General features: G+C 30.6%; 25 protein-coding genes and 1 pseudogene. 13 read left to right on the plus strand and 13 right to left on the minus strand.

The window, feature by feature from the left end; genetic code table 11:
* Together glyS and selB are read left to right on the plus strand one after the other, a co-directional pair.
* Window positions 1-2,073: a glycine--tRNA ligase subunit beta gene (gene glyS / locus ACLGLP_RS06470; protein ID WP_492112464.1), complete on the plus strand. Its 2,073-nt coding sequence runs from the start codon at window positions 1-3 to the stop codon at window positions 2,071-2,073.
* 12 nt (window positions 2,074-2,085) lie between these two features.
* Complete coding sequence (gene selB / locus ACLGLP_RS06475) at window positions 2,086-4,002, plus strand: selenocysteine-specific translation elongation factor (RefSeq protein ID WP_492112465.1); 1,917 nt, start codon at window positions 2,086-2,088, stop codon at window positions 4,000-4,002.
* Here the strand turns inward: selB and ACLGLP_RS06480 are convergent.
* Window positions 3,999-6,368, minus strand: coding sequence for a Lon protease family protein (locus ACLGLP_RS06480; RefSeq protein WP_492112466.1), 2,370 nt, complete (start codon window positions 6,366-6,368; stop codon window positions 3,999-4,001). The two genes, selB and ACLGLP_RS06480, sit on opposite strands and share 4 nt — an antisense overlap.
* 110 nt (window positions 6,369-6,478) lie before the next feature.
* Here ACLGLP_RS06480 and leuC point away from each other — a divergent pair, with 110 nt between their 5' ends.
* From leuC to ACLGLP_RS06520, 8 genes are read left to right on the plus strand one after another with little or no spacing between them, the layout of a single operon-like run.
* Complete coding sequence (leuC, locus tag ACLGLP_RS06485; RefSeq protein WP_492112467.1) at window positions 6,479-7,768, plus strand: 3-isopropylmalate dehydratase large subunit; 1,290 nt, start codon at window positions 6,479-6,481, stop codon at window positions 7,766-7,768.
* Window positions 7,769-7,770: 2 nt separating this feature from the next.
* Window positions 7,771-8,271, plus strand: a complete 501-nt coding sequence (gene leuD, locus ACLGLP_RS06490) for a 3-isopropylmalate dehydratase small subunit (RefSeq protein WP_492112468.1) — start codon at window positions 7,771-7,773, stop codon at window positions 8,269-8,271.
* Between the two features lies 1 nt (window position 8,272).
* Window positions 8,273-9,070 carry a nucleoside triphosphate pyrophosphohydrolase gene (mazG, locus tag ACLGLP_RS06495; protein ID WP_492112469.1) on the plus strand — a complete coding sequence of 266 codons (798 nt, stop codon included), beginning with the start codon at window positions 8,273-8,275 and terminating at the stop codon, window positions 9,068-9,070.
* On the plus strand, window positions 9,051-9,782 hold the full coding sequence (locus ACLGLP_RS06500) for a metal ABC transporter ATP-binding protein (RefSeq protein ID WP_492112470.1): 732 nt from the start codon (window positions 9,051-9,053) through the stop codon (window positions 9,780-9,782). The genes mazG and ACLGLP_RS06500 overlap by 20 nt, the downstream gene beginning before the upstream one ends.
* Window positions 9,783-9,785: 3 nt before the next feature.
* Window positions 9,786-10,595, plus strand: coding sequence for a metal ABC transporter permease (locus tag ACLGLP_RS06505; protein WP_492112471.1), 810 nt, complete (start codon window positions 9,786-9,788; stop codon window positions 10,593-10,595).
* The gene (locus ACLGLP_RS06510) at window positions 10,592-11,365 is read left to right on the plus strand and encodes a TatD family hydrolase (RefSeq protein WP_492112472.1); all 774 of its coding nucleotides are present in this window, start codon (window positions 10,592-10,594) and stop codon (window positions 11,363-11,365) included. The genes ACLGLP_RS06505 and ACLGLP_RS06510 overlap by 4 nt, the downstream gene beginning before the upstream one ends.
* 18 nt (window positions 11,366-11,383) lie before the next feature.
* Window positions 11,384-13,186, plus strand: a complete 1,803-nt coding sequence (aspS, locus tag ACLGLP_RS06515; protein ID WP_492112473.1) for an aspartate--tRNA ligase — start codon at window positions 11,384-11,386, stop codon at window positions 13,184-13,186.
* A gap of 3 nt (window positions 13,187-13,189) precedes the next feature.
* Window positions 13,190-13,639, plus strand: coding sequence for a Mut7-C RNAse domain-containing protein (locus ACLGLP_RS06520; protein ID WP_492112474.1), 450 nt, complete (start codon window positions 13,190-13,192; stop codon window positions 13,637-13,639).
* Window positions 13,640-13,734: 95 nt separating this feature from the next.
* Here ACLGLP_RS06520 and ACLGLP_RS06525 read toward each other — a convergent pair whose 3' ends face one another.
* The 3 genes from ACLGLP_RS06525 to ACLGLP_RS06535 are packed head-to-tail and all read right to left on the minus strand — an operon-like array spanning window position 13,735 to window position 15,183.
* Window positions 13,735-14,181 (minus strand): hypothetical protein, encoded by a 447-nt coding sequence (locus ACLGLP_RS06525; RefSeq protein WP_492112475.1) that lies wholly within the window; start codon window positions 14,179-14,181, stop codon window positions 13,735-13,737.
* Window positions 14,150-14,458, minus strand: a complete 309-nt coding sequence (locus tag ACLGLP_RS06530) for a nucleotidyltransferase domain-containing protein (RefSeq protein WP_492112476.1) — start codon at window positions 14,456-14,458, stop codon at window positions 14,150-14,152. The genes ACLGLP_RS06525 and ACLGLP_RS06530 overlap by 32 nt, the downstream gene beginning before the upstream one ends.
* A gap of 38 nt (window positions 14,459-14,496) precedes the next feature.
* Window positions 14,497-15,183, minus strand: a complete 687-nt coding sequence (locus ACLGLP_RS06535; protein WP_492112477.1) for a hypothetical protein — start codon at window positions 15,181-15,183, stop codon at window positions 14,497-14,499.
* 241 nt (window positions 15,184-15,424) lie between these two features.
* Between ACLGLP_RS06535 and ACLGLP_RS06540 the strand changes: the two genes are divergently transcribed.
* The 3 genes from ACLGLP_RS06540 (at window position 15,425) to ACLGLP_RS06550 (ending at window position 16,683) form a co-directional block, all read left to right on the plus strand.
* Window positions 15,425-15,667 carry an AbrB/MazE/SpoVT family DNA-binding domain-containing protein gene (locus ACLGLP_RS06540; RefSeq protein ID WP_492112478.1) on the plus strand — a complete coding sequence of 81 codons (243 nt, stop codon included), beginning with the start codon at window positions 15,425-15,427 and terminating at the stop codon, window positions 15,665-15,667.
* Window positions 15,636-16,058, plus strand: a complete 423-nt coding sequence (locus ACLGLP_RS06545) for a type II toxin-antitoxin system VapC family toxin (RefSeq protein ID WP_492112479.1) — start codon at window positions 15,636-15,638, stop codon at window positions 16,056-16,058. Before ACLGLP_RS06540 ends, ACLGLP_RS06545 begins: the two co-directional genes overlap by 32 nt.
* A gap of 172 nt (window positions 16,059-16,230) precedes the next feature.
* A complete protein-coding gene (locus ACLGLP_RS06550; RefSeq protein ID WP_492112480.1) occupies window positions 16,231-16,683 on the plus strand; it encodes a winged helix-turn-helix domain-containing protein in 453 nt (150 codons plus the stop codon).
* Window positions 16,684-16,749: 66 nt separating this feature from the next.
* Here the strand turns inward: ACLGLP_RS06550 and ACLGLP_RS06555 are convergent.
* The 9 genes and pseudogenes from ACLGLP_RS06555 to ACLGLP_RS06595 all read right to left on the minus strand — a co-directional run.
* Window positions 16,750-16,881 (minus strand): annotated as a pseudogene (locus ACLGLP_RS06555) (AbiJ-NTD4 domain-containing protein); the annotation flags it as partial.
* A gap of 10 nt (window positions 16,882-16,891) precedes the next feature.
* Window positions 16,892-18,433: a hypothetical protein gene (locus ACLGLP_RS06560; RefSeq protein WP_492112481.1), complete on the minus strand. Its 1,542-nt coding sequence runs from the start codon at window positions 18,431-18,433 to the stop codon at window positions 16,892-16,894.
* Window positions 18,434-18,435: 2 nt separating this feature from the next.
* Window positions 18,436-18,747, minus strand: a complete 312-nt coding sequence (locus ACLGLP_RS06565) for a M48 metallopeptidase family protein (protein ID WP_492112482.1) — start codon at window positions 18,745-18,747, stop codon at window positions 18,436-18,438.
* Window positions 18,744-21,692 (minus strand): type I restriction endonuclease subunit R, encoded by a 2,949-nt coding sequence (locus ACLGLP_RS06570; protein WP_492112483.1) that lies wholly within the window; start codon window positions 21,690-21,692, stop codon window positions 18,744-18,746. Before ACLGLP_RS06570 ends, ACLGLP_RS06565 begins: the two co-directional genes overlap by 4 nt.
* A complete protein-coding gene (locus tag ACLGLP_RS06575; protein WP_492112484.1) occupies window positions 21,689-22,045 on the minus strand; it encodes a HepT-like ribonuclease domain-containing protein in 357 nt (118 codons plus the stop codon). The genes ACLGLP_RS06570 and ACLGLP_RS06575 overlap by 4 nt, the downstream gene beginning before the upstream one ends.
* Complete coding sequence (locus tag ACLGLP_RS06580; protein WP_492112485.1) at window positions 22,038-22,352, minus strand: nucleotidyltransferase family protein; 315 nt, start codon at window positions 22,350-22,352, stop codon at window positions 22,038-22,040. Before ACLGLP_RS06580 ends, ACLGLP_RS06575 begins: the two co-directional genes overlap by 8 nt.
* Window positions 22,345-22,743 (minus strand): HI0074 family nucleotidyltransferase substrate-binding subunit, encoded by a 399-nt coding sequence (locus ACLGLP_RS06585; RefSeq protein ID WP_492112486.1) that lies wholly within the window; start codon window positions 22,741-22,743, stop codon window positions 22,345-22,347. The genes ACLGLP_RS06580 and ACLGLP_RS06585 overlap by 8 nt, the downstream gene beginning before the upstream one ends.
* The gene (gene mntA, locus ACLGLP_RS06590) at window positions 22,731-23,039 is read right to left on the minus strand and encodes a type VII toxin-antitoxin system MntA family adenylyltransferase antitoxin (RefSeq protein WP_492112487.1); all 309 of its coding nucleotides are present in this window, start codon (window positions 23,037-23,039) and stop codon (window positions 22,731-22,733) included. The genes ACLGLP_RS06585 and mntA overlap by 13 nt, the downstream gene beginning before the upstream one ends.
* Window positions 23,036-24,274 carry a restriction endonuclease subunit S gene (locus ACLGLP_RS06595; RefSeq protein WP_492112488.1) on the minus strand — a complete coding sequence of 413 codons (1,239 nt, stop codon included), beginning with the start codon at window positions 24,272-24,274 and terminating at the stop codon, window positions 23,036-23,038. Before ACLGLP_RS06595 ends, mntA begins: the two co-directional genes overlap by 4 nt.
* Window positions 24,275-24,292 lie beyond the last annotated feature (18 nt).

Consider the following 24,292-nt stretch of genomic DNA (forward strand, 5'->3'; position numbering starts at 1 on the left):
ATGGGAAAAAATCTTCTTTGGGAGATAGGAACTGAAGAATTACCTGCAAGATTTATTATACCAGCTTTAGAGAGTTTAAAAGTTCTTGCAGAAAAAAAATTTAAAGAAAACCATCTTCCTTTTGAAGAAATAAAAACTGCAGGGACATTAAGAAGACTTGTTCTTTTTGTTAAAAATCTTTCAGAAAAGCAGGAAGAAAAAGAAGAAGAAATTCTTGGTCCTTCAACAAAAGTAGGAATTGATGAAAAAGGAAATTATACTCAAGCAGTAATAGGATTTGCCAAAAAATTTGGAGTTACTCCTGAAAATTTAATTATAAAAAAAACTGAAAAGGGGGAATACTTTTGTATAAAAAGAATTATACCAGGTAGAAATACCAAAGAGCTTCTTCCTCAAATTCTCTTAAATATTTTGCAAAACATTTATTTTCCTAAGTCTATGAGATGGGGAAGTTATGAAATAAGATTTGCAAGACCGATAAGATGGATGTTATGCCTTTATGGAAAAGAAATAATTCCAATAGAGATAGCAAATGTTAAGGCTTCTAATCTTACCTTTGGACACCGGTTTTTATCAAAAAGACCCATTAAAATTTCTTCAGCAGATTGGAATATCTACGAAAAAAAATTAGTAAAAAATTTTGTAATCGTCGATCCAGAAAAGCGGATTTTAAAAACAAAAGAAGAAATTTTAAAAGTTTCTGAAAATATTGGTATTCCTAAGATTGAAGAAGATCTTTTAGAAGAAAATGCTAACCTTGTTGAATACCCTTTTCCTATAGTTGGAGAATTTCCCAAAGAATTTTTAAAACTTCCAGAACCACTTGTAGCTACAGCGCTAAAAGAACATCAAAGATATATACATATAAAGGATAAAAAAGGAAAACTTACAAATTACTTTATTGCAATAAATAATAATTTTCCAAAAAATCCAGAAATACTTAAAAGAGGACACGAAAGAGTTACTAAAGCAAGACTTGAAGATGCTAAGTTTTATTTTGAAAAAGATCTAAAAGAGTCCTTAGATAAAAAAGTTGAAAAGTTGAAAGGGATTGTTTATCACATAAAATGTGGAAACCTTTGGGATAAAACTCAAAGACTTATAGAACTCGGAAAATACTTAGCCCAAAAATTGGATTCAAAATTAGAGCTAAAAAAAATTGAAAAAGTTTGTTTTTACGCTAAGGCTGATCTCGCTTCTGAAGTAGTTAAGGAATTTACTTCTCTTCAGGGAATTATGGGAAGTATATATGCAAATTACTTTGGAGAAAAAGACATAGCGATAGCATTATATGAGCAATATCTTCCTTCTTCCCAAGACGACAGCTTACCTAAAACCAAAGAAGGAACTATTCTTTCTTTGGCAGACAAAATTGATCATATATCCTCTCTTTTTGGAAGTGGAGAAAAACCCACAGGAGAAGCTGATCCTTATGGACTTAGAAGATCAGCTTACGGAATAATAAAAATTCTCATTGGAAAAAATATTTTTCTTAATTTAGAAGATGTTTTTGCTTATGCTTTAAAAGTTCTTGAAAAGCAAGGCTTCTTAAAAGATAAAGAGGTTTTACCAGAAATTTTAGAGTTTTTAAGAAAACGTTTAGAAGGTGAATTTTTAAATCAGGGATTTAACAAATTACTTATTGGTGTAGTTATAAAACTTCCCATTGATCCCTTTGATTTATATTTAAGAATAAAAGCCCTTAAAGATTTTCAGAATAGAGAAGAGTTTATAAATCTTATTACAGGGTTTAAAAGAGTTGCACAAATTCTTAAAGGATTGGATATAGACAAACTACCTGAATTAAACCCCAGTCTTTTTAGAGAAAAAGAAGAAAAAGAACTTTATTCTAAAGTTTTAGAACTAACCCCGGGGTTAAGAGAATTTCTTTCTAAAAAAGAATACACAAAATACTTGGAAAAGCTTCTTGATTTCAAAGAGCTAATAGATAGATTTTTTGAAAAGGTATTTGTTATGGTGGAAGATAAAACTTTAAGAGAAAATAGGCTTAAACTTCTTGCTGAAGTAGCGTTTTTATTTAATTCCTTCGGAGATTTAACTTTTCTTATATAAAGCTCTATTAAAATGCGAAGAGTAATTATAGGAACAGCTGGTCACATAGATCATGGCAAAACAGCTCTAGTAAAAGCTCTTACTGGTATTGATACAGACCGTCTTAAAGAGGAAAAAGAAAGGGGAATAACCATTGATATAGGCTTTGCTAATCTTGTTCTTCCTTCTGGGACTCTTGCTGGAATTGTTGATGTTCCTGGACATGAAAAGTTTATAAGGAATATGGTTGCTGGAGCAACTGGTATAGATTTGGTAATTTTAGTTATCGCAGCAGATGAAGGAATTATGCCTCAAACAAAAGAACATTTAGAAATATGTGAGCTTTTAGGAATAAAAGATGGAGTGGTGGTAATTACAAAAGTAGATCTGGTAGAAAAAGATTGGTTAGAGCTTGTAAAAGAAGAAGTTAAAAATTATTTGAAAAATACCTTTTTAAAAGATGCACCTATTATTTACTTTTCTGCTGTTACAGGGGAAGGAAAAGAAGAACTCTTAAAAGCACTTGATGAAAAGGCTTCCCAAATAGTTATGAAACCAGAAGACCAACCTTTTAGACTGCCTGTGGATGGAGTTTTTACTATTAAAGGATTTGGTACTGTAGTAAGAGGAACAGCTATTTCAGGAAAGGTATCCCTTAATCAGATTGTAAAAATTTACCCCAAAGAAATAGAAACGAAAGTAAGAAATATACAGGTTCATGGGAAAAATGTAGAAGTTGCATATGCTGGGATGAGAACAGCCTTAAATCTTCAAGGAGTAGAAAAAGAAGACATAGAAAGAGGAGATGTAGTTGCTGAGCCAGAGGTTTTAAAACCCTCTCAATGGCTTGATATAAAGCTTACAGTTTTAAAAGATATAAAACATCCCATAAAAAATTTTGAGAATTTACTTTTTTATGTAGGAACTTCAGAAGTTCTCGGAAAAATTATCCTTTTTGGAAAAGATCATTTAGAACCAGGAGAAAACGACATAGCTCAAATTTTTCTTCAAAAACCAGTTACAGTATGGAAAGGAGATAGATTTATATTGAGAAGAGCATCTACTAACCTTACTGTTGGAGGAGGAGAAATAATTAATCCAGTTTCTTACCGAAGAAAAAGAACTAAACCCTGGGAAAGAAAAGAGTTGGAATTTATCTCTCAAGCAGAACCTTTAGAACTTATCAAATATTATGTAGAAAAAAAAGGATTTCTTGGCATTTTGCAAAAAGATTTACAGCTTCTTGTTTCAATTTTTGGTGAAAAATTTAAAAATTTGATTAAAAAACTTTCTCAAGAAATAATAGAACTTAAAGAAGGAGAAAGGGTCTTTTATTTTTCCAAAAAAGCTGAAGAAGAACTTAGTAATAAAATAATTGAAGTTCTTAAAAAATATCACGAAAACAATCCCTTTAGCCCTGGATTAACCAAAGAGCTTTTAAAAAGTAGACTTCCTTCATCTGTTTCTGACATAGTTTTTAATTACTTAATAGATAAACTCACACAAAACAAAATCTTAAATAAAGAGAAAGAAATAATTTTTCTTTCTGAATTTAAAAAAATAGATTTAACTGAAAAAGAAGAACTTAAAAAACAAATTGAAGAAAAATTCTTAAAAGAAGGTTTAACACCAAGGGATTTTGAAGAAATCCTTTTTGATTTTGGAGCAAGATATAAAGCGGTTAAGGAGCTCTCGCAAATACTTTTAAGAGAGGGTATTCTCGTTAAAGTTTCTGAAAAATTAGTTTATCATCAAAAAGTGCTTGAAGAGATAGAGAAGAAAGTTGTAGATTTTTTGACCAAAAACAAAGAAATGTCTCTTTCTGATTTTAGAACTCTTCTTGGATCAAATATAAGTAGAAAGTATTTAATTCCGCTTGCAGAATATCTGGACAAGAAGAAAGTAACTTTAAGAATTGGAGATAAAAGAGTATTAAGAAAAAGAATTTAACTTTTGGTTTTTTGAGAGGTTTTAGACTTCTTTTTAGTTTTTACTTCTTTTTCTTTACTTAACTTGTAAAGATTTTTAAGTCCTTTTAAAACTTCTTTGTGAAACCTTTCAGGCTTATATTCTGTGAGAATTTCTATCACATCATCTATTGTCTCTACTGTATAAATATGAAACTTTCCGGCTTTTATATCTTCTAATACATCGTCGTCAAGGAGAATATTATCAAAGTTTTTAGCAGGAACTATTACCCCTTGTTTTCCTGTAAAATTAGTAAGTTTACAAACTCTATAAAAACCTTCTATTTTTTCTTTTATCCCTCCTACAGGTTGAATATTACCAAATTGATCAATAGATCCTGTTACAGCTATATCTTGTCTTATAGGAATTTTTGAGATAGCTGAAAGGATTGCCATTAATTCTGCAGCTGATGCACTATCTCCTTCTACAGGTTCGTATGCCTGTTCAAAAGTAAGTGTACACGAGAGTTGTAGAGGAAAATCTGAGCTGTATTTGTTATAAAGATATGAAGAAAGGATAAGAACTCCTTTAGAGTGTATAGGACCACTCATCTCAATTTCTCTTTCTATATTTATAATTCCTTTGCTTCCAGGAAATACATTAGCTGTAATTCTTGACGGTTTACCAAAACTGTGATCTCCAAGAATGTAAACACTTAAACCATTAATTTGTCCAGGTTTTTTACCATCTATGTCTATAATTATTTTGCCTTCTTTTATAAATTCTCTTATCTTTTCTTCTATTAGATTCACTCTAAAAATTTTTTCTTTAAGAGCTGTTTTTATTTCTTCACTGCTTATTACTTCATTTTTGGAAATAGCGTTTGCCTCTCTTAATAGATCTATAATGTTTTCTAAGACGATATTTATTTTTTTCCTGTTTTCTGCTTGATATACGGCATATTTAAAAACCTCGGAAAGACCAGAAGGATCAAGTTCTTTTAAATTTTCTTCTTTAATAATTTTCTTAATAATTTTAGGAAATGCTTCTAGTACTTCTTTGTTTATATCTATTACGGGATTAAATTCTGCTTTTATTTTGAAAAGTTCAATAAATTCTCTATCATATAGGCTTAAAAGGTAATAAAGATAAGGGTCTCCTATTAGAAATACTTTGGCTGAAAATGGGATTGGTTCTGGAAGGAGTCCTATATGAGGAACGGGTATTTCTTCTACCATTCCCCCCATTAGATAAAGTTTTTTATGAAGGAGTGTTCTTTTAAGCAAAATCCATACATAAGGATTTTTAAGAACTTCCCAGAGATCTAAGACAAGGTATCCTCCGTTAACTTTATGAAGAACTCCTGGAGCAATACTTAAATGGTCTGCATAAAGTATTCCCATTTCAGCTCTGTAATTAATTTGCCCAAAAAGTCCCTTTAATGTAGGTACTCTCTCATAAATTACAGGTGCACCTTCAGTTTTCGTATTATCTACCAAAACATTTACTCTAAAGACATTCAAAGCCCTGTTGATACTATTTTGAACAACCACATTACCTTTTGCCTTTTCCCACTCAATAAAAAGATGAATATTTTTAGCTATTTCTTCTTTAACTTCTGAGATAAACTCCATAACCGATTCTATTTCTTTGAATTCAGCTTCAAGTTTTTCAAAAGCTTTATTTACAAGATTGGTAGCTATTTTTTTCCTCAGTTTGAATAAATTTTCCCCAAAGGAGCTATCAAGTTCACGAAGTTTTCTCATGTATTCTCTAAAGGCTGGTTCAAAGGCATTTAAATTTTTCTGATACTCCTCTCTTATTTGTGGATTTTCTAACAATTGTTCTTGAGAGACAGGAGCTTCTATTTTGAATATAGGAAGTAACCTCACCCCTTCTGGACCAAAGAGAACCATTAAATTATACTTTTTAGCTTCTTCTATAAGTTCGTTTATTATTTTTTCCTTTTGAGAATCTATTTCTTTAGTGAGAGAGGTTAATTCTTCTTCATATTCTTTTCCTTCAAAGGTTTTAAAAGTTTCTCTTTTTAGAAATTCCAAGGCTTCTTCTATATAATCTGCTAATTTTTTTCCATAGCCAGCAGGAAGAACAAGAGCTTTAGGACGATAAAAATCTTTAAAATTATTTACATAACATATATCAGAAGGCTTTTCCCTTGTAGGAGCTATTTCCTGAAGCCTTTTTAAGGTATATCTACTTCTTCCAATTCCATTTGGACCACATACATATACATTATACCCTTCTTTATCAAGTTTAAGAGCAAGGTCAAAAGCCTTTTCCAGTCTTTCTTGCTGAAGAAAGATTTCCTCTTCAGGATATTGGTTTGTTCCGTAAGAGAAATTAAAATCAAGTTTTAGATCTTCAAATTCAATTTTTTTCCAAGCCATATATCTAAAGTTTAAAAAAACATTTATAAATTACAAGTCTTTTGGTTGCAAATTCTGATAAAAAAAGTAAAATTTCTCTTTTGTAAACATTTAAAGAGGGAGCTAAATTTATGAAAAAACATCCTATGACTTTAGCAGAAAAAATTTTAGCAGCAAAGTTAAATAGAGATTTTGTAGAACCAGGGGAATTGGTTGAGATTTCTGTAGATCTAACCTTAGCTAACGATATAACAGGTCCTTTAGCTATTAAAATTTTTGAATCTACAAAGGTTGAAAAGGTTTTTGATCCTGAAAAAATAGTTCTTGTGATGGATCATTTTACGCCTAATAAAGATATAAAAAGTGCGGAACAGGTTAGAATTTGCAGAGAATTTGCTAAAAAATATAGAATAATCCATTATTATGAAGGAGGAAAATGTGGTATAGAGCACGCTCTTTTGCCAGAACTGGGTCTTGTAGGACCAGGAGATATTGTGATAGGAGCTGACAGTCATACTTGCACTTATGGAGCACTTGGAGCTTTTGCTACAGGTGTGGGTTCAACAGATCTTGCTGCAGCATGGATCACAGGTAAAACCTGGTTTAAAGTTCCTGAAAGTATAAAGTTTGTTTATTATGGGAAACTTAACCCTTGGGTTACAGGAAAAGATCTCATTCTTTACACCATAGGAGATATAGGTGTTGACGGGGCACTTTATAAAGCTATGGAATTTACAGGAGAGGTTATCAAAAAACTTTCTATGTCTGAAAGATTTACTATGGCAAATATGGCTATTGAGGCAGGAGGAAAAGTAGGTTTGATAGAGGCTGATAAAAAAACCTTGGCATATATTAAAAATCGGTTTAAAAGAAAACCTCTTATTTTAAAAGCTGATAAAAAGGCTAAGTATATAGATATAAGAGAATACGATGTTTCCAAGATTGATCTTGTTGTTGCCCTACCCCATCTTCCTTCAAATGTAAAACCAGTAAAAGAATTGTCTCAAAAAATATACATTGATCAAGTAGTAATTGGCTCTTGTACCAACGGAAGACTTGAAGATTTGGCTATTGCTGCAAAAATTTTAAAAAATCGTAAAGTTAATTCCAATGTAAGATGTATAATTATTCCTGCAACTCCTAACATATATTATCAGGCTTTAAAAAGAGGTTATATAAGGATTTTTTTAGAAGCTGGAGCTATTGTTTCGCCTCCGACTTGTGGACCTTGTCTCGGGGGTCATATGGGTATTTTAGCTAAAGGAGAAAAAGCGGTTGCCACTACCAATAGAAACTTTGTAGGAAGAATGGGACATCCTGAAAGTGAAGTATATTTGGCTAGCCCTGCAGTAGCTGCTGCAAGTGCAGTGCTTGGTTATATAGGAACACCAGAAGAATTGGGTCTAAAATGGGAGGATTAAAAATGGAAAAAATAAAAGGGAAAGTCTGGAAGTTTGGAGACAATATAGATACAGATGTAATAATTCCTGCAAGATATTTAAACACAACTGATCCAGAAGAACTGGCTAAGCATTGCATGGAAGACGCAGATCCAGAATTTTCTAAAAAGGTTAGAAAGGGTGATATTATTGTTGCAGGAAGAAACTTTGGATGCGGTTCTTCTCGTGAGCATGCTCCTATTGCTATAAAAGCATGCGGGATAGCTTGTGTAATTGCTGAAAGCTTTGCCAGAATTTTTTACAGAAATGCCTTTAATACTGGACTTTTAATTTTAGAATGTGAAGAGGCATCTAAGGATGCCGAAACTGGAGATGAATTAGAGGTTTATCCAGATGAAGGGAAAATAATAAATTTAACCAAGAAAAAAATCTATTTTACTAAGCCCATTCCTCCCTTTATGAGAGAAATTCTTGAAGATGGTGGTTTAATTCCTCATATTATAAAAAAATTTAAAGTTCAATAAAATGATAGTAGAAAAAGAAAAAGTAGATTTTTATACCCTTTGGGAGATTATTAAAACATTAAGAGGAGAAAATGGTTGTCCTTGGGATAAAAAGCAAACACCTCAAACTCTAAAAAAATATCTTATAGAAGAAGCTTATGAAGTTTTGGAAGCTATAGACAAAGAAAATCCTGAAGAGGTGAGAGAAGAGCTAGGAGATCTTCTGTTTCTTTTGCTTTTTGTTATTTATCTTTATGAAGAAAAAAATCTTTTTACTTTAAAAGACTTACTTTATTTAACAGCTAAAAAAATGATTCGTCGTCATCCCCATGTTTTTGGAGAAGAAGTTGCAAAGGATGCTGAAGAAGTGGTAAAAAAATGGCAGAAAATAAAAAAAGAAGAAGGAAAAGAATCTTCAGTTCTTGGAGAAATTCCTAAAAGTTTACCAGCATTGCAAAGGGCATTCAGAATAGGAGAAAGAGCAGGAAGAGTAGGCTTTGACTGGGAAAAAGCTGAAGATGTTCTTGAAAAAATAAAAGAGGAGATAGAAGAAATCAAAACATCTTTAAAAACTTCTTCAGAAGAAAAGTTAAAAGAAGAAATAGGAGATCTTTTGTTTAGCATAGCCAATTTTTCAAGAAAACTTAATATCAATCCTGAAGAGGCTTTAAAAACTGCTTTAAATAAATTTGAAAAACGTTTTAAACTTCTTGAAAAAGAAGTAGAAAAAAGAGGGCTTTCTTGGGAGAAGCTTGACATTAAAGAACTTGATCTAATATGGGAGGAAATTAAAAAGTTACATGAGCCAGACAATTATTGAAGTAAAAAATCTATCTTTTTTCTACGAAGAACATCCTATTTTAAAAGATGTTAATCTAAAGGTAGAAAAGGGAGATTTTTTAGCTCTTATAGGACCAAATGGAGGGGGGAAAACCACCCTTGTAAGATGCATCCTTGGTTTTTTAAAACCTGCCAATGGTGAGATTTTTCTATGGGGCAAAAATCTTAAAAACTTTAAAGATTGGCACAAAATTGGATATGTCCCCCAAAGAGCAGGAGATCTGGTTGATCAATTAACTCCGCTTTTAGTAAAGGAATTCCTTTTATTGCCATTTAAATGGTTTAAAAATAATTTCAAAAAATTTCTTTTTGATGAATTAATAGAAAAGTTTGGTATGAAAAAACTTCTTAATAAAAGATTGGGAGAACTTTCTTATGGACAACTTCAAAGGGCTTATATTGTAAGAGCTCTTATTTCAGAACCAGAACTTTTAATACTTGATGAACCATCTGTCGGTTTAGACTTTTTTACACAGGAAGTATTTTATGAAACCTTAGGAGAATTTCACAAAAAGGGACTTACTATTATTTTAGTTACACATGAGACCTGGCTTCTTACTAAGTGGGTTAATAAAGTTGCTTGTGTAAATCAAAAACTATATTTCCACGGAGATCACGAAAGTTTTTGTGAGATAGCTAAAAGACTGGAATTCTTCTCAGAACACCATAAAATTGAACATACTCACTGGTAAAAAATGGAATTTTTCTATGAATCTTTAAAATTAGTTAAGTGGGGAATTCTATCAGGGGTGTTACTTGCAATATCTCTTTCTTTTACCTCTCCCTTTCTTGTGCTTCAAAGAAATGCTCTTTTTCCCCATGCCCTAACCCATATATATTTTTTAGCTGTAATTTTAGCTTCTGTAATTTTATATAAACTTCCCTATTTTTTCTTTTTTCCTTTTATAGTTAGTTTTACCCTTCTTTTTACTTCATTAATCTGGCTTTTAAAAAAACAAGTTAAGCTTTATGAAGACACCTCAACTTCTATAATTGCTCATTTAGCCATGGGACTTGGTTTAATCATAGCTGCAAAAACCTATCAATATGACGCAAGAGTTCTCTCCTATCTTTTTGGAAGCTTGGTTGGAATAACTGATAAAGACTTTATAGAAAGTGTAATAGTCCTAATTTTAACAATTATTTTGTTTTACAAATTTTATCCTTTATGGATAGCTCAAGTTACAGACAGAGAAATTCCTGGGCTTGATTTTAAAAGAGCTAATTTTGCCTTTCTTCTTTTAATAACCCTACAAATAATCATAGGTGTAAAATTAATGGGAATACTTTTAATATCTGTTTTATTCGTATTTTCAACTATTTTTGCCTTACAATTTATAAAAAGTTTCAAATTATTGATCTTTTTTATTGCTATTTTGAATATTTTTGGAATTATAAGTGGTGCTATAATTTCCATTTTCTGGGATATTCCATTTTCAGGGGGAGTAGTTATATTTATGAGCCTATATATTTTGATTTCTTTTGTTTGGAGTTTTTTGAAATGAGGCTAATTGATACCCATGCACATTTAAATTTTCCCAGTTTTAAAAAAGATTTAGAAGAGGTAATTAATCGAGCAAAAGAAAATGGGGTTATTCATACTATAGTAATTGGAATAGATCCTTCTACTTGTAGAGAAGCTTTAAAACTTGCAGAAGCTTATTCTGATTTTATTTCTCCTGCGATTGGTTTTCATCCCCATGAGGTAAAAAACATAAAAGAAGAACATTATCAATTTTTAGAAGAGAATATAGATAAGGTTTGTGCTATAGGAGAGATTGGGCTTGACTGGGTTAAAGAATATTCGCCTAAGGAATTACAGATAGAACACTTTATAAGACAGCTTGAACTTGCAAAAAAGTATGAAAAACCTGTTATTCTTCACTTAAGAGGAGACTCAAATTTTTGGAATACCGCATTAAATATTTTAAAGGACTACATAGAACTTAAGCTTCTTTTCCACTGTTATACTTCAGACAAAGCAACGGCTTTTAAAATTCTTGATTTAGGAGGTATTATTTCTATTCCTGGAGTAATAACTTTTGAAAAGGCTGAAAATTTAAGAGAAGCTGTTAAATTTATTCCTATAGAAAGAATTGTTTTAGAAACAGATAGCCCCTTTTTGGCACCTCATCCTGTAAGAGGGAAAAGAAATGAACCGGCTTTTTTAAAATATATAGCCCAAAAGGTAGCAGAATTAAAAAACATGGATTTAGAAGAAGTTGCAGAGATTACTACAAACAATGCAATTAAATATTTTGGATTAAAAATTTAAGGAAGGGGTTAAAGATCTATGAGGTTTAAAAGAACTCATTATATAGGAGAACTTACTAACGAGTTTATAGGCAAAGAAGTTATAGTTTCAGGTTGGGTTTTAAGAAGAAGAGACCACGGAGGAGTTATTTTTTTGGATTTGAGAGATAAAACCGGGCTTTTGCAAGTTGTTTTTGAGGAAGGACTTGATCCAAAAATACACGATTTAGCAGACTCTATAAGAATAGAGTATGTAATAAGTGTTAAAGGATTAATAAGAAGAAGACCTCCTGGAATGGAAAATCCTAAGATACCAACTGGAGAAATTGAACTTGTGGCAAATGAAGTAGAAATTTTAAATACCTCTAAAACCCCACCCTTCCCCATGGATGAGGATCTTTCAGAAGTTTCTGAAGCTGTCCGTTTAAAGTATCGCTATTTAGAAATGAGGGCCCTTGACGGTTTAAAACCTTTTATTTTCAGACATCGGGTAAATCAAACTATTAGAGAATTTTTAAACAATAAAGGATTTTTAGAAATTGAAACCCCCTTTTTGACCAAAAGTACTCCAGAAGGAGCAAGAGACTATCTGGTTCCAAGTAGACTTTATCCAGGAAAATTTTATGCCCTACCCCAGTCTCCCCAGCTTTTCAAGCAAATACTTATGGTAGCAGGAGTGGATAGATACTATCAGATAGTAAAGTGTTTCAGGGATGAAGACCTTAGAGCTGATCGTCAACCCGAATTTACCCAGCTTGATTTGGAAATGTCCTTTGTTGAAGAAGAGGATGTAATGAATCTGGTTGAGGAATTGCTGGCTTATCTTTTTGAGAAGACTTTAAATATAACTTTGGAAACTCCCTTTCCAAAACTTTCTTATGAAACTGCACTTAAGGAATATGGAACAGATAGACCGGATATCAGATTTGATATGAAATTAAAAGACCTTTCTTTTCTTTTTAAAGAGACCTCTTTCAAAGTTTTCAGAAGTGCTTTAGAATCTGGAGGTGTAATCAAAGGACTTAAAGCTCCTGCCAGTTTTTCAAGAAAAGAATTAGATGATCTTACCAAGGTTTCTCAGGAACTGGGAGCAAAAGGTCTTGCATGGATAAAGTATAATAAAAATGCACGTTCTTTTGAAGAAAAGTTTAGTTCTCCTATAGTAAAATTTTTTGATAGGTCAATTTTAGAAAAGCTTGAAAGTATATTTAATCCATTGGAAGATGTTGCTACTTTCTTTTTTGTAGCAGATAAAGAAGAGGTCGCCAATGCTGTGCTCTCTGAATTAAGAGTTCATTTAGCAAAAAGTTTAAAGCTTATTCCAGAAAATAAGTTTAGTTTTGTTTGGATAGTTGATTTTCCTCTTTTTGAATGGGATGAAGAAGAAAATCGTTTAGTTTCTGTTCATCATCCTTTTACCCATCCCAAGGAAGAGGACATACCTCTTCTTGATACTGATCCTTTAAAAGTTAGATCAAGGGCTTATGACATTGTATTAAATGGGGTAGAAGTAGGAGGGGGAAGCATTCGTATTCATAAAAGGGAGCTTCAAGAAAAGATTTTTGCCCTTTTAAATATAAGTCCTGATGAGGCACAGGAGAAATTTGGATTTTTGCTTACAGCTTTAGAATATGGGGCTCCTCCACATGGTGGAATAGCTTTTGGACTTGATCGTCTTATTATGCTTATGCTTGGTAAAAAAAGCATAAGAGAAGTTATTCCATTCCCAAAGACTCAGAGAGCCCAATGCCTTCTTACAGGTGCTCCTGCTGAAGTGAGAATTGAGCAAATTCTGGAATTGCATCTTTTGCCTGGCTGGGAAAAGAAAAAAGAAAAATCTTAAGAAATGGAATTTTTTCTTGAAGCATCTCTTAAGGGGCTAAGCAAATGGTTAAGATTTTTTGGATATAAAACCCTGATCTCTGAAGGTAAAATTACAAGAGAAGAGATACTTAAGCACAAAGATAAAATTTTCCTCATAACAAGTCCAGCTACAGCAGAAACTCTTGAAAAAGCAGGTGTGAGGTATTTACTTTTGCCAAGGGACAGCCTTAGATCCCAGCTTGTTGTTCTTGTTAACAAATTAAATCTGAACACAGAGTTAAAGCTAAACATATGCAGTATTTGTGGTGAGGAACTGATTCCAGTTAATAAAAAGGATTTTAAAGACCTTATTCCACTCAAGGCTTATCAATTTTATGATGAATTCAATTATTGTTCCAGATGTAAAAAACTTTATTGGAAAGGAGATCACATAAAAAGACTAAAAGAAAGATTAAAAAAATTGTTAAAATAAATAATTTTTGGAGAGATCTGGAAAACTTAGATGTTCGGCTTTAAAAGGTTCTTTGAGATTAAATTGGATGTCGCAGGCATAATATTTGAGCTTATTTAAAAAAGAAAAATAGAAAGTTCATTAATTTTTTTCTTAATATGTTCAAACTTCTTCAAAATTTCATGACCAGTTTTAACTATATCTGTATATATCTCTTCAAGTTCTTCTGGCAAATAAGCACGGGCTATCTTATTTCTCAACATTCTAGAGGAGATCCAGAACTCTGGATCATCAACAAAACCTGCTTTTTGAAGTCTTAAAAGACGGTTTCTCAAAGTGTCGCTTGCCTCACCAAATAAATAAATTTCAAGACCCTTGAAAAAAGATAATGTAAGTTCTACAGCTTTTTCAAATCTAAAACTTAAAGCGTCATACTTTTCAAGTTCTTCTGAACTGTAATTTTTAGCAGAGTCATAGGGGAGATAGGATTCAAGAGACTGTTTAAGTAGAAAGAGGGCTTTTTCTAAGTCTTTAAAGCTCTTCAAGATTAAGCTTTTTTGCATTTTTAAGGATCTCCTGGAAAAAAGGTGTATCTCGGTAGACAAGGACATCTATATCCTCTTCACATTCCATGAAAAATTTGGTCTGAACCTGAAGCTCCAACTCAATAGGATTAACCTTTTCATAAGGCACTAAGAGTAGATCAATGTCTCCACCCTTTTTATTAGGATCAAGTCTTGAGCCAAAAAGGTAAATTTCTCCCTTAAATCCTTGAAGGGCTTTTTTTAAAGCCTTTTTTTCCAGAGGGGTTAGTCTAACGGATTGACTGGTCTTTTCCATAAAACTTTTGCCTTATTTTTTATTTCTAATTTAAATTTTTAAAATCCAAATTCACTCAAAGGTCGAGGATATACAAATCCGGATTCCAGAGGATACCATATATCACCTTTTCTACCCATAGCAAGATTTACGGTATCACCTATCTTCAAGTATTTTGCTATCTTTTTGGTAATCTTAACTGGTCCTATTTTTTCTCCATTATAATCGAGATAGAGTTTATCTTCAAAAATTTCTATCACTTCTCCATAGCCTTCCATAAAATTTTCATCTTCAAAATCATCTACTGAAAATTTTTCATTGTTTTTGTCACAAAGCTTATAAAGTAATGATGCAGCTTTTTTAACTCTTGGTAAATCTTTAGTAGCTTTTTCAATTGTTTCTAACATCTCATATTTAACATCTTTAGCAAGGAGTTTCTTTTTGTCAAGCCACTTAATGTATCTCTTCATTACTTTGGGGGCTGTGGTATAGACCCATTTAGGTCCTATTACCTTTCTTATCAGGAACCATTCAAGAAACTCAGAAACATGACCCTCAATAAGTTCTGTTGTATCAGCTTGAAGTATGAAATAGCCTTCTTCATCTTCCTCAATTGGAAGTTCTCCATAATTTGTAAGATAATTTAAAAACAGCCTGAGAATAAATTGGTATTTACTTAATTTTTTTTCACTAAACCTTCCTGACATTTCACCAAGAAACAAATCCATACTTTTGTCAATCTTCATAATACACCTCCAAAGTAAAAAACTATCAATAATTTTATATTACAATTTTCATTTTTACCATAGTATCAACCTCCTGATAAAGAATTTGAACCTATGAGTTTACCAGGAGGATGACATTTTAGCTTTGCAATTAAGTGGTGACAAAATTACTTTACATTAACACTTGCATTGTTCAACTTTTGACTTATTATTCTTTATTAGATTACTTTTTATAAAAAGTAATACTTTTTTAGGAGGTAAGATGTTTATAGTAAAAATTACTCGAAAAGGACAGATTACTATACCTGCTAAATTTAGAAAAAAGCTTAATACAAATTTGGTAGAAGTAGAGATGGAAGGAGAAAAGATAATAATTACACCTGTCAAAAAACTTGGAGGAATATTTCATAAATATGCTATAAAAGATAAACCTATAGAAGAAATAATCCAAATGGAAAAAGAGGTTATAAAGAATGCCTTTGCAGAAAAACATAATAATAGTTGATGCTAATGTTATTTTAAGATATTTACTTAAGGATAACGAAGAGTTTTACAAAATATCTGAAACTTTGTTTGAGGAAGCTTTTTCAGGTAAGAAAAAAATCTGGATAATGCATTCCGTTCTTGCTGAGGTAGTTTATGTTCTTTTAAAATTTTATAAAATTAGTAAAAAAGAAGTATCAGAGATTTTAATGGAGCTTATAAAACTTAAAGGAGTAAAAGTTCAAGATAAAGAAATTCTTCTTGATGCTATTAAATTGTTTGAAACTAAAGGGTTTGATTTTGTAGATTGTCTTTTATGTTCATATAGCAGGAAATATCCGGTTATCTCTTTTGATAAAGAATTAAATAACTGCATTTCCCAACTCTCCCAGGTGCGCTTAGAAAATCAGTAAAAAAGGAGTAGAGTATTTAAAAAGAGCAAAAACAAAAACAATTTGACAACATCATTTTTTATGCTTTCAGCTTAACCGAAAAAAGAAAAGAATTCTATTAAATACAGGAAGGCAACTTATATCATCCTTTAAAGATTTTAAGCTCTTTAGTTCATTCATTTTTAAAAATCCATTGCATATACAAAATTTATTATACTACCATGAAAAAGAGAGAATTTTATTAGAATATTTAGTAGAGGAAATTAAAAAATTTCAAAAAAAGTGCAAAAATTTACTCAAAGTAAAGGTATTAAAAAGAAAAAAGAAAAGAAAATATTTTAAACTTAAAAAAGGATTAAGAACTCCTGAAAATGCGTTTAGAATTCCGATTCTTCAAAGTTTAAATGAATTAGATGGGAGTGCTCTGGCAAAAGATGTGCTTCAGAGAGTTTATCAAAAGATAAAAGACCAGCTAAATGGGTATGACTTACTATCTTTGCCATTTAATACTCAAAAAAGATGGGAAAATACTGCTCAGTGGTGCAAATATAAATTAGTAAAAGAGGGACTTATTTCGGCAAATTCTTCAAGAGGTATATGGAAAATTACAGAAAAAGGAAAAGAATATCTTTTAAAAAATTTTTAAAGGTTTAAAAATTTAAAACAAATTCAGGAGGAGCAGTTCTAAAAACTGCTCCTCCCGAATTTTCATTTAAAAATTGAGTTTAATTTCTGCCTTTTCTGCTTTCTGGATAAGATAATTAATAAATGCTGAACATGCAACTAACATAAACTTTGCATCCTCAAAACCAAGATTTGTTTCTTCAAGTAAAGCATGCCTTATTACCATTTAATTAATTCAAATTTTTTATTATACTAATTAATTCACCTAGATATTGTTTAAGTTTACTATTTTTTAAGTCATTATAAGTTTTATCTAATATTGCTAATAATCTTTTTATATAAAATTCATCAAATTCTTTACCATATTTAGAAGTTGATTTTTTTAAATTATCTAATGCTTCCTTAAAAAGAGCTTCTATTAATTCATCGTCTAAATTGTCTATAGATAGTAATATTTGACTCATAAATTTAATTTTTAATCTAAACTGTAACTGCTCATTAAATAAAGTTTCAAAAAAAATACCTTTTATCAAATGATAAGGATATTGATTTGGCTTATTTAAAATTTTTGTTAATAAATTTATGACATCAAAAGCATTTCCTTCAGCTGCCTGTAAGATATTACGCCCTAATTCTGTTAATTGTGTTTCGTCTAATTCTTTGAATTCTTCAGGAGGTAAATTAGATAAAGCAATTCCTGCAGGATTCTGAATATACCAATCTTTAGTTTTTAAATCATTAATTATTCTTTTAAAATAGTAATTAATTGGTATTCCAGATTTAATCAGTAGTTCGTATGATAAAGTGTTATCGTTTAAAGTTTTAATTAGAAGACTTATTTGAGATTCATTAAGCATATTAGATCTAAAGAGAGAGTATATTATCTTTAAACCAGTTTCCAGATTTTTTTTAGATAATAAATAGTTTAATATTTGATCTTGTAAAACAGTGTCTAAATTGTTCCAAAGATTACTTTTCAATATTAAAATAATAAATGAATTGGGACATTTCTTGAATAATTTATTTAACTCTTCATTAATAGCTTTGCTAAACTCATCACAAAGTTGATTTTTAAATTCTTCATAAGAAAAAAGTTCCTTACTAAATCTTATTAATCTATTCTGATAATTTTTTAAATCCGGTTGTTTAAGAAGATTTTCTAAATATTCACAACATTTTTTAAAAATGAAATAAGAATCATCGGATTTTATATTCTTTTTTATTTTATACACAAAATTTTTAATATTATTCTCATCATCTATGATATAATATGGGTCGTTCGCAAGATTTCTAATTATAGATTCAAGCATTCCTTTACTGAAATAAGGAGGTTTAATCAAAGCACAATAAATTGCTACTTTTAATGCTGCCAATACCTCCTCTGGGGTAGGAGAGTCCGTATATGGATGGGCATATACATGTCTCATTTTTAGAATATACTCCAATTTTTCATATTCTGTACTGTTAATAATTCCAGCATCACGAGAAACTTCTAAAATTTTTCTATCTGCTGATTTTTGATTAGCTTCTAAGAATTCAATTTCACGAATTTTTTTTAAAATCTCATCATTTCGTTGTGATAAAAATTTAAGTTTTTCCTTTAAAGATTCAGCAATGGATATCCAGATCATGATATAGGCAGCTCTCCAAGCCTGAGCTTTACAACATTTTATAATCTCTTCAAGATTTTTTCTATCATTTTCTGAATAAAATTTATCTATCATAGAATAAAACTGACTAAATTCATCAAGTGTTAAATGATTTTGATTCACTTTTATACTCCTCTTGCAATCAAATTCTTATGCAAATCTTCCCAATTAGGTAAATAAGTATAAAGTAAAGTTTTGAAGGTTCTTCCATGGTTTGGGATTATTAGATGCAAAAGTTCGTGAACTATGACATATTCAACCAATTCTTCAGAACAATTTAACAAGTCCTTATTAATTGTAAGCACTCCTTTAGCTGAGCATGAGCCCCATTTATTTTTCATTGGTCTAATACAAAGTCTTTTTATTTTAACCTTTAATTCCTTTTCCCACTTTTCACAAATTTTTAAGATATCTTTACGAGTTAATTCCTGATTCATTTATCTATATCCATTTCTACATTAATTTTTAATAATTCATCAACCAATTTTGTGTAAACTCCTATATTATAAAAATCTTGCGACTCTCTTACTACAAATAAATTTGATTTATCTTGGTATAATAAAGGCCATTCCTTTGTTTTCATTAAAACTGAATAAAGTTTTCTTCGTAAATTCATTTCCTCCTTTTCATTAAATTTCCAGAAAGCACTTTCAGAAAAAATTCTATGGACTTCCTTAGCAATTTCTTCGGCATTTTTAATTCCGTAATTTCTCAATACCCAGAAATAACTAAATTCTTCTTTATTAAGCTTTGAATTTTTTTGTTCTTTTTCAGCCTGAGCCATTCTTTCTGCTATTTTAATCAACTCTTCTAAAGTAGATTCTACACTTCTCTGCCTTTCTCTTAACTCTTTTACTATTTTCTCAATCTTTTCAGCAATAGATATTAAATAAGGACTTTCAAATTTATTCTCTTCAATGTGTTTTTTAATGCTTTTATAAAGACTTGCGATTTTTACCCTTAAAGAAATTTTGTCAGCCTTGATAACACTTGCGATATTTTCGTTTATTTCATAAAGAGGTAGGTCATCTATAATCTGCAAAAGTTCCACATTTTCTTTTATCAAATTTTCCGTCTTTTTTAGAATATCTCTCCTGATTTTCTTTTTTTCTACATCTGGGCTGAAAGTTTGATAAATAACTTCGTAAATCTGCACAAGAAGTTTATATTTTTCAATGTAATCTCTCAAAAATTCATCGGGAGATAAAATTTCGTAAATTTCCTGAATTTGCTTAAAAATTTTTATAAATTCTTTTCTTTTCTCCTCTTCAAAGAAATAGTCAATAATGTTTTGGACTCTTTCTTTGCTTTCTAAATCAATCTCCTTTAAAATAAACTCTGCTTCGCTCATCAATTGTTTAAATCTTTCTTTAAGTTTTTCAAAGTCAATTAAACCTGCCTCAATATCTTTAGAATAAAAGGCTAAGGCTCTCTGTAAGTTTTCAAATATTCCAATGTAATCTACAATTAAACCACAGCTTTTTTCTGGATATGGTCTATTTACCCTTGCTATAGCCTGTAAAAGAGTGTGGTCCTTTAAAGGCTTATCAAGATACATCACATAAAGAATTGGTGCATCATAGCCAGTTAAAAGTTTTTCAGTGACAATTAATATTTTTGGTAACTTTTCAGGTGATTTAAAGTCCTTTCTTAATCTCTTTTCTTCTTCCTCAGATATGTAATATTTCCTAAGTAATTCGTTATCCCTGTTATCTGGTGTATAGATAACTTTCGTATAATTTTCAGGTAAATACTTATCAATTGCCTCTTTATAAAGGGCACAAGCTTCTCTATCAACAGCTACAATAAAAGCTTTAAATCCAAGAGGTTCAATATATTGTGTATAATGTTCAGCTATGTGTTTTGCTATTTTCTCAATTCTATCTCTTGCTTTCAAAATAGACTTAAGTTTTTGAGCTCTTTCAATTATTTTATTAATACCTTCAATACTAACAATTCCTTCTTCTTCCACAACTTTAAAAAACTCTTCTTCAAGGGTTTCCTTATCAACATGGAGCTCCGTCTTTGCCAATGTGTAATATAATGGAACTGTAGTTTTATCTTCTATAGATTCATCTATGGTATATTTATCAAGATAGGGTTCATCTGGTGGATAGCCAAAGGCAATAAAAGTGCCCTTCCCTACCTTAGTTTTATCTATAGGAGTTCCTGTAAATCCAAAGTAATAAGCATTAGGTAAGGCACCTCGCATGTAATTACCAAGGTCACCTTCCTGACTTCTATGTGCCTCATCAATTAGCACAATTATGTTTTCTCTTAAGTTTACATTTTTAGGCATTCCTTCAAACTTATGAATTGTTGTAATGATAAGTCCTTGATAATCCTGTTCAAGTAACTCCCTTAAATGTTCTTTACTTTTTGCTCTCACGATATTAGGAAATCTATAAGCCTGAAAATTTTGATAGATCTGATGCTCAAGCTCAAGTCTATCTACCACAACAAGAATAGTTGGATTTTCAAGCTCTGTGATTTTTCTTAATTCATCAGCAGTAACTATCATAGTCAAACTTTTATATGCTCCCTGAGTATGCCAGATTAGTCCCTTCTTTTTCTTCTCTTCTAAAACTCTTCTTATAATTTTGGCAATAGCTCTTCTTTGATGTTGTTTTAAAATGTACTTTTGTAATTCCTCATCAACAGTCATAAAGACAATGTAAGTTCTTAGAGTCTCGAGTATTTCCCTTTTGTCAAAGAAAGTTCTTATTAGCTTTTCAAAATTATAGCCATTTTCCACTCTCCATCTATAAAAAGTTTTGGCTTCATACTTCCAAGTTGGACCGTAAAAAAGTCTTATCCCTTCAGAAACAGCATAGAATTGGATATACTTAAAAAGTTCTGGAAGAACCTGATTATAAATTTTTACTTGGTATAAAGCTTCTTCTTCTGCCTCCCATAGAATTGGACTTTTAAACTCTAAAATTGCAATAGGAAGACCATTAACAAATAGAACAATATCAAGTCTTCTTTTTTCTTTATCTTCAAACCAGAATTCTTTTGTGAAAGCAAAGTGATTCTTTTCTAAATCTTCAAAGTCAATTAGTTTAAAATTTCTTTCTCTTTTTTCTTCTTCCACATAAACAGTTTTTAAACCTCTTAAATACTCAAGAAACTCTTCATTTCCTTTAAGAGTTGAAGGAATGAATCTTAATCTTCTTATAATTTCACTTGTTTTTTCGTTAGTAATTAATTCTTTATTAAGTTCTTGAAGTTTTTCTTTAAGGATGTCAATGAGAAAAGGCTCTCTTATACTAAAAGCTCTTTTTTCCTGGATTTCAGCAGGAGATAAGTATTCCCAACCGATTGATTGAAGAATCTCTATTACCCTATTTTGAACATCTGCTTTTTCCGTGATACCATTCATATTTTCTCCCAATTTTCCAACTCAATAACTTTTTCTAATTTTTCTTTTAATAAAGGAATATCAATAGTAATAATATCCCACAGAATAGTTAAAGAAATCCCAAAATAATTATGAATAATTTTATCTCTTGTTTTTGCAATTTCACTCCATTCAACATTATGATATTTTTCTTTAAATTGTTTTGATATATTTTTCGAAGCTTCACCGAGAATTTCAATATTTCTTGCTACTGCATCTATCACCAACTGATTTTTAGAAAACATTTCATAGTCCATTCCTTTTGTGTATTCCAATATCCTTTTACAGGCTAAAAACATATCTAAAATAAATTCTTTATCTCCTCTTTTATACATATTCTATTTCCTTCTTAATTTGTTCTTTAATATATTCTATTCTTATAGACTCAATCCCATCAGGAGTTAAGATATCAACTTCCCTCCCCAATAATTTCTCAAGGAATTCAATAAGTCCAGCGACATTTTTAAAAGTTCCCTTTCCTCTTTCAAATTCTACAACAAAATCAATATCGCTTTCTTCTGTTTGTTCCCCTCTTACTACAGAACCAAAAATCCCTATTCGTTTAACCCCAAAACTTCTAATCTTATCTATATTCTCTCTTAGTTTTTGTATAATTTGTTCTTTATTAATGCTTTCATTCATTTTCTAATTTTCGTTTCATTTTGTTGAATATTTTATTCATTATCTCAAAATAACTTTTTACTTTTTCATAAATTTCTTGAGCTACCTCTTCAAAATATGTATGAGCTGTTAAGTTTCTGGCATCAGTCATTTCAAGGCAAGTAATAGTCTCTTCCTCACTCAAAAGACCTACTCTTAATGCTTCACGAAAACAGCTTTTCGGAGAATTACATATTATTCCTTCATATTCTTTAAGATACTCCTTTAAAGTTTTCCAGAAGGATTCAAAGGTATATTCAAACCTTTGAATTGTGGCATCTCTTACTATAACGGAAAAAGGTTCCTTTAAAATTTCATCAAGGGTTTTTAAAGCCCGCTCAGTTTCCTCTATTTTTCTCTTTAATTTTTCCATATAATTTTTCCTTCTTTTAATACTTTCTCTCTAAATGATTCAGAAACTTTAGATAAATCTACCACATCTACCAGATAGGGAATATTAGAATTTTCTATCATTTCCCTAAGAATGGTTAGTTTTTTACTTAAGTTTGTATCCTTTGTATATAAAATTCCAATGTCAATATCAGAAGTACTTGTAGCCTTACCTGTAGCTCTTGAACCAAAAAGATAGACAACTACTCCCTTTTCATTAATTACACTTTCTATAATCTTTATAAGCATTTTTAATGAGTCTTCGTATATCTTATTCATATTTCTACATCCCTTAATCTTATTTCTCCACTCATCAATTTATGGAGCATTGTTTTGAAAAGTTCTTTTAAAAGCTCTTTTTTCTTTTGCTCAATTTCTATTTTTTTATCAACCGTGCTTAAAATGTGGGCTATCTCTTTTTGTTCTTCAAGAGGTGGGAGGGGGATGGGTAAATTGTTAAGTTTTTCTTTATTTAATGTTTTGCCTTTTACATACGTGTCAAGATATTCCTCATAATTTAGATTTTGAAAAAGATAAAATAAATATTCTTTATTTACTCTTTCTTTATTTGGAAATAAAGAAGCAATCCCTTCATGATGAACTGCATCGATACCCAATATTCCTACTTTTCCTATTGTAAGTTTGAAACTGAACAACAAGGTTCCCTTGGGTATAAATATTTTTCTAAATACCTCTCTAAACGCTAATTGTGATATTTTTTCTGAAGTATCATAAATTATACCGTTGTTTAAATCTTGGATTTTTACCCAAGGAATATCACCATTTTCCCAATATTTTTTTTCTTTTCTTTCAGGTGTTCTTCCTAATTTAATTTCCGCCACATCCCCCAATCTCACCACTTCCCAACTCTTTGGAATTAATCCAATTTCTGTCTCCTTTTGTTCTTCGCCGTAAAGTCCCTCGGTAAAAAGTTTTTGCATAAGAGATTTTTTAAGGTTTTTGGTCTCTTCAATTATCCTATCCTGAATTTCTATCGCTTGCTGGATTTTATCAAGCACCTTCGCAATCTTTCGCTGTTCCTCAAGAGGTGGGAGGGGGATTTGTAGGTTTTTAATAAATTCATAATTTGCTTCCTTTTTAAAGCCAGCAAACTTTATTTCATCATAAAGAATTTTTTTAAAAAATTTCGAACGAAAATAATACCAAAGATATTTTATATTAGCTTGATTTTCATTTGTTTTATAAATCTCATAATGAGTAGTAGCTGCGATTTTTTCATAATTATTAATAATTGCCACTGCACCTTGATGGAAATTTATTTTTGAAGTAAGTAATCTTCCTCTTTCTCCTATATATAGATCTGTTTTCGTCTGATTTTTATTTCTAAAAATAATTTTCCCTGTATCAAATTGAATTTTTTCAACTATTGGAATAGATCCATCATATTCTCTAAATTTCAATTTTTTCCTATTTGGAAATAATATCTCCCCCAATCTCACCACTTCCCAATCCTCAGGAATTAAACCAATCTCCGTTTGTTTAAAGCCATTCATTTTAATTCCTCTTTCATT

The organism is Caldimicrobium sp. SLHALR3 (assembly GCF_058692735.1).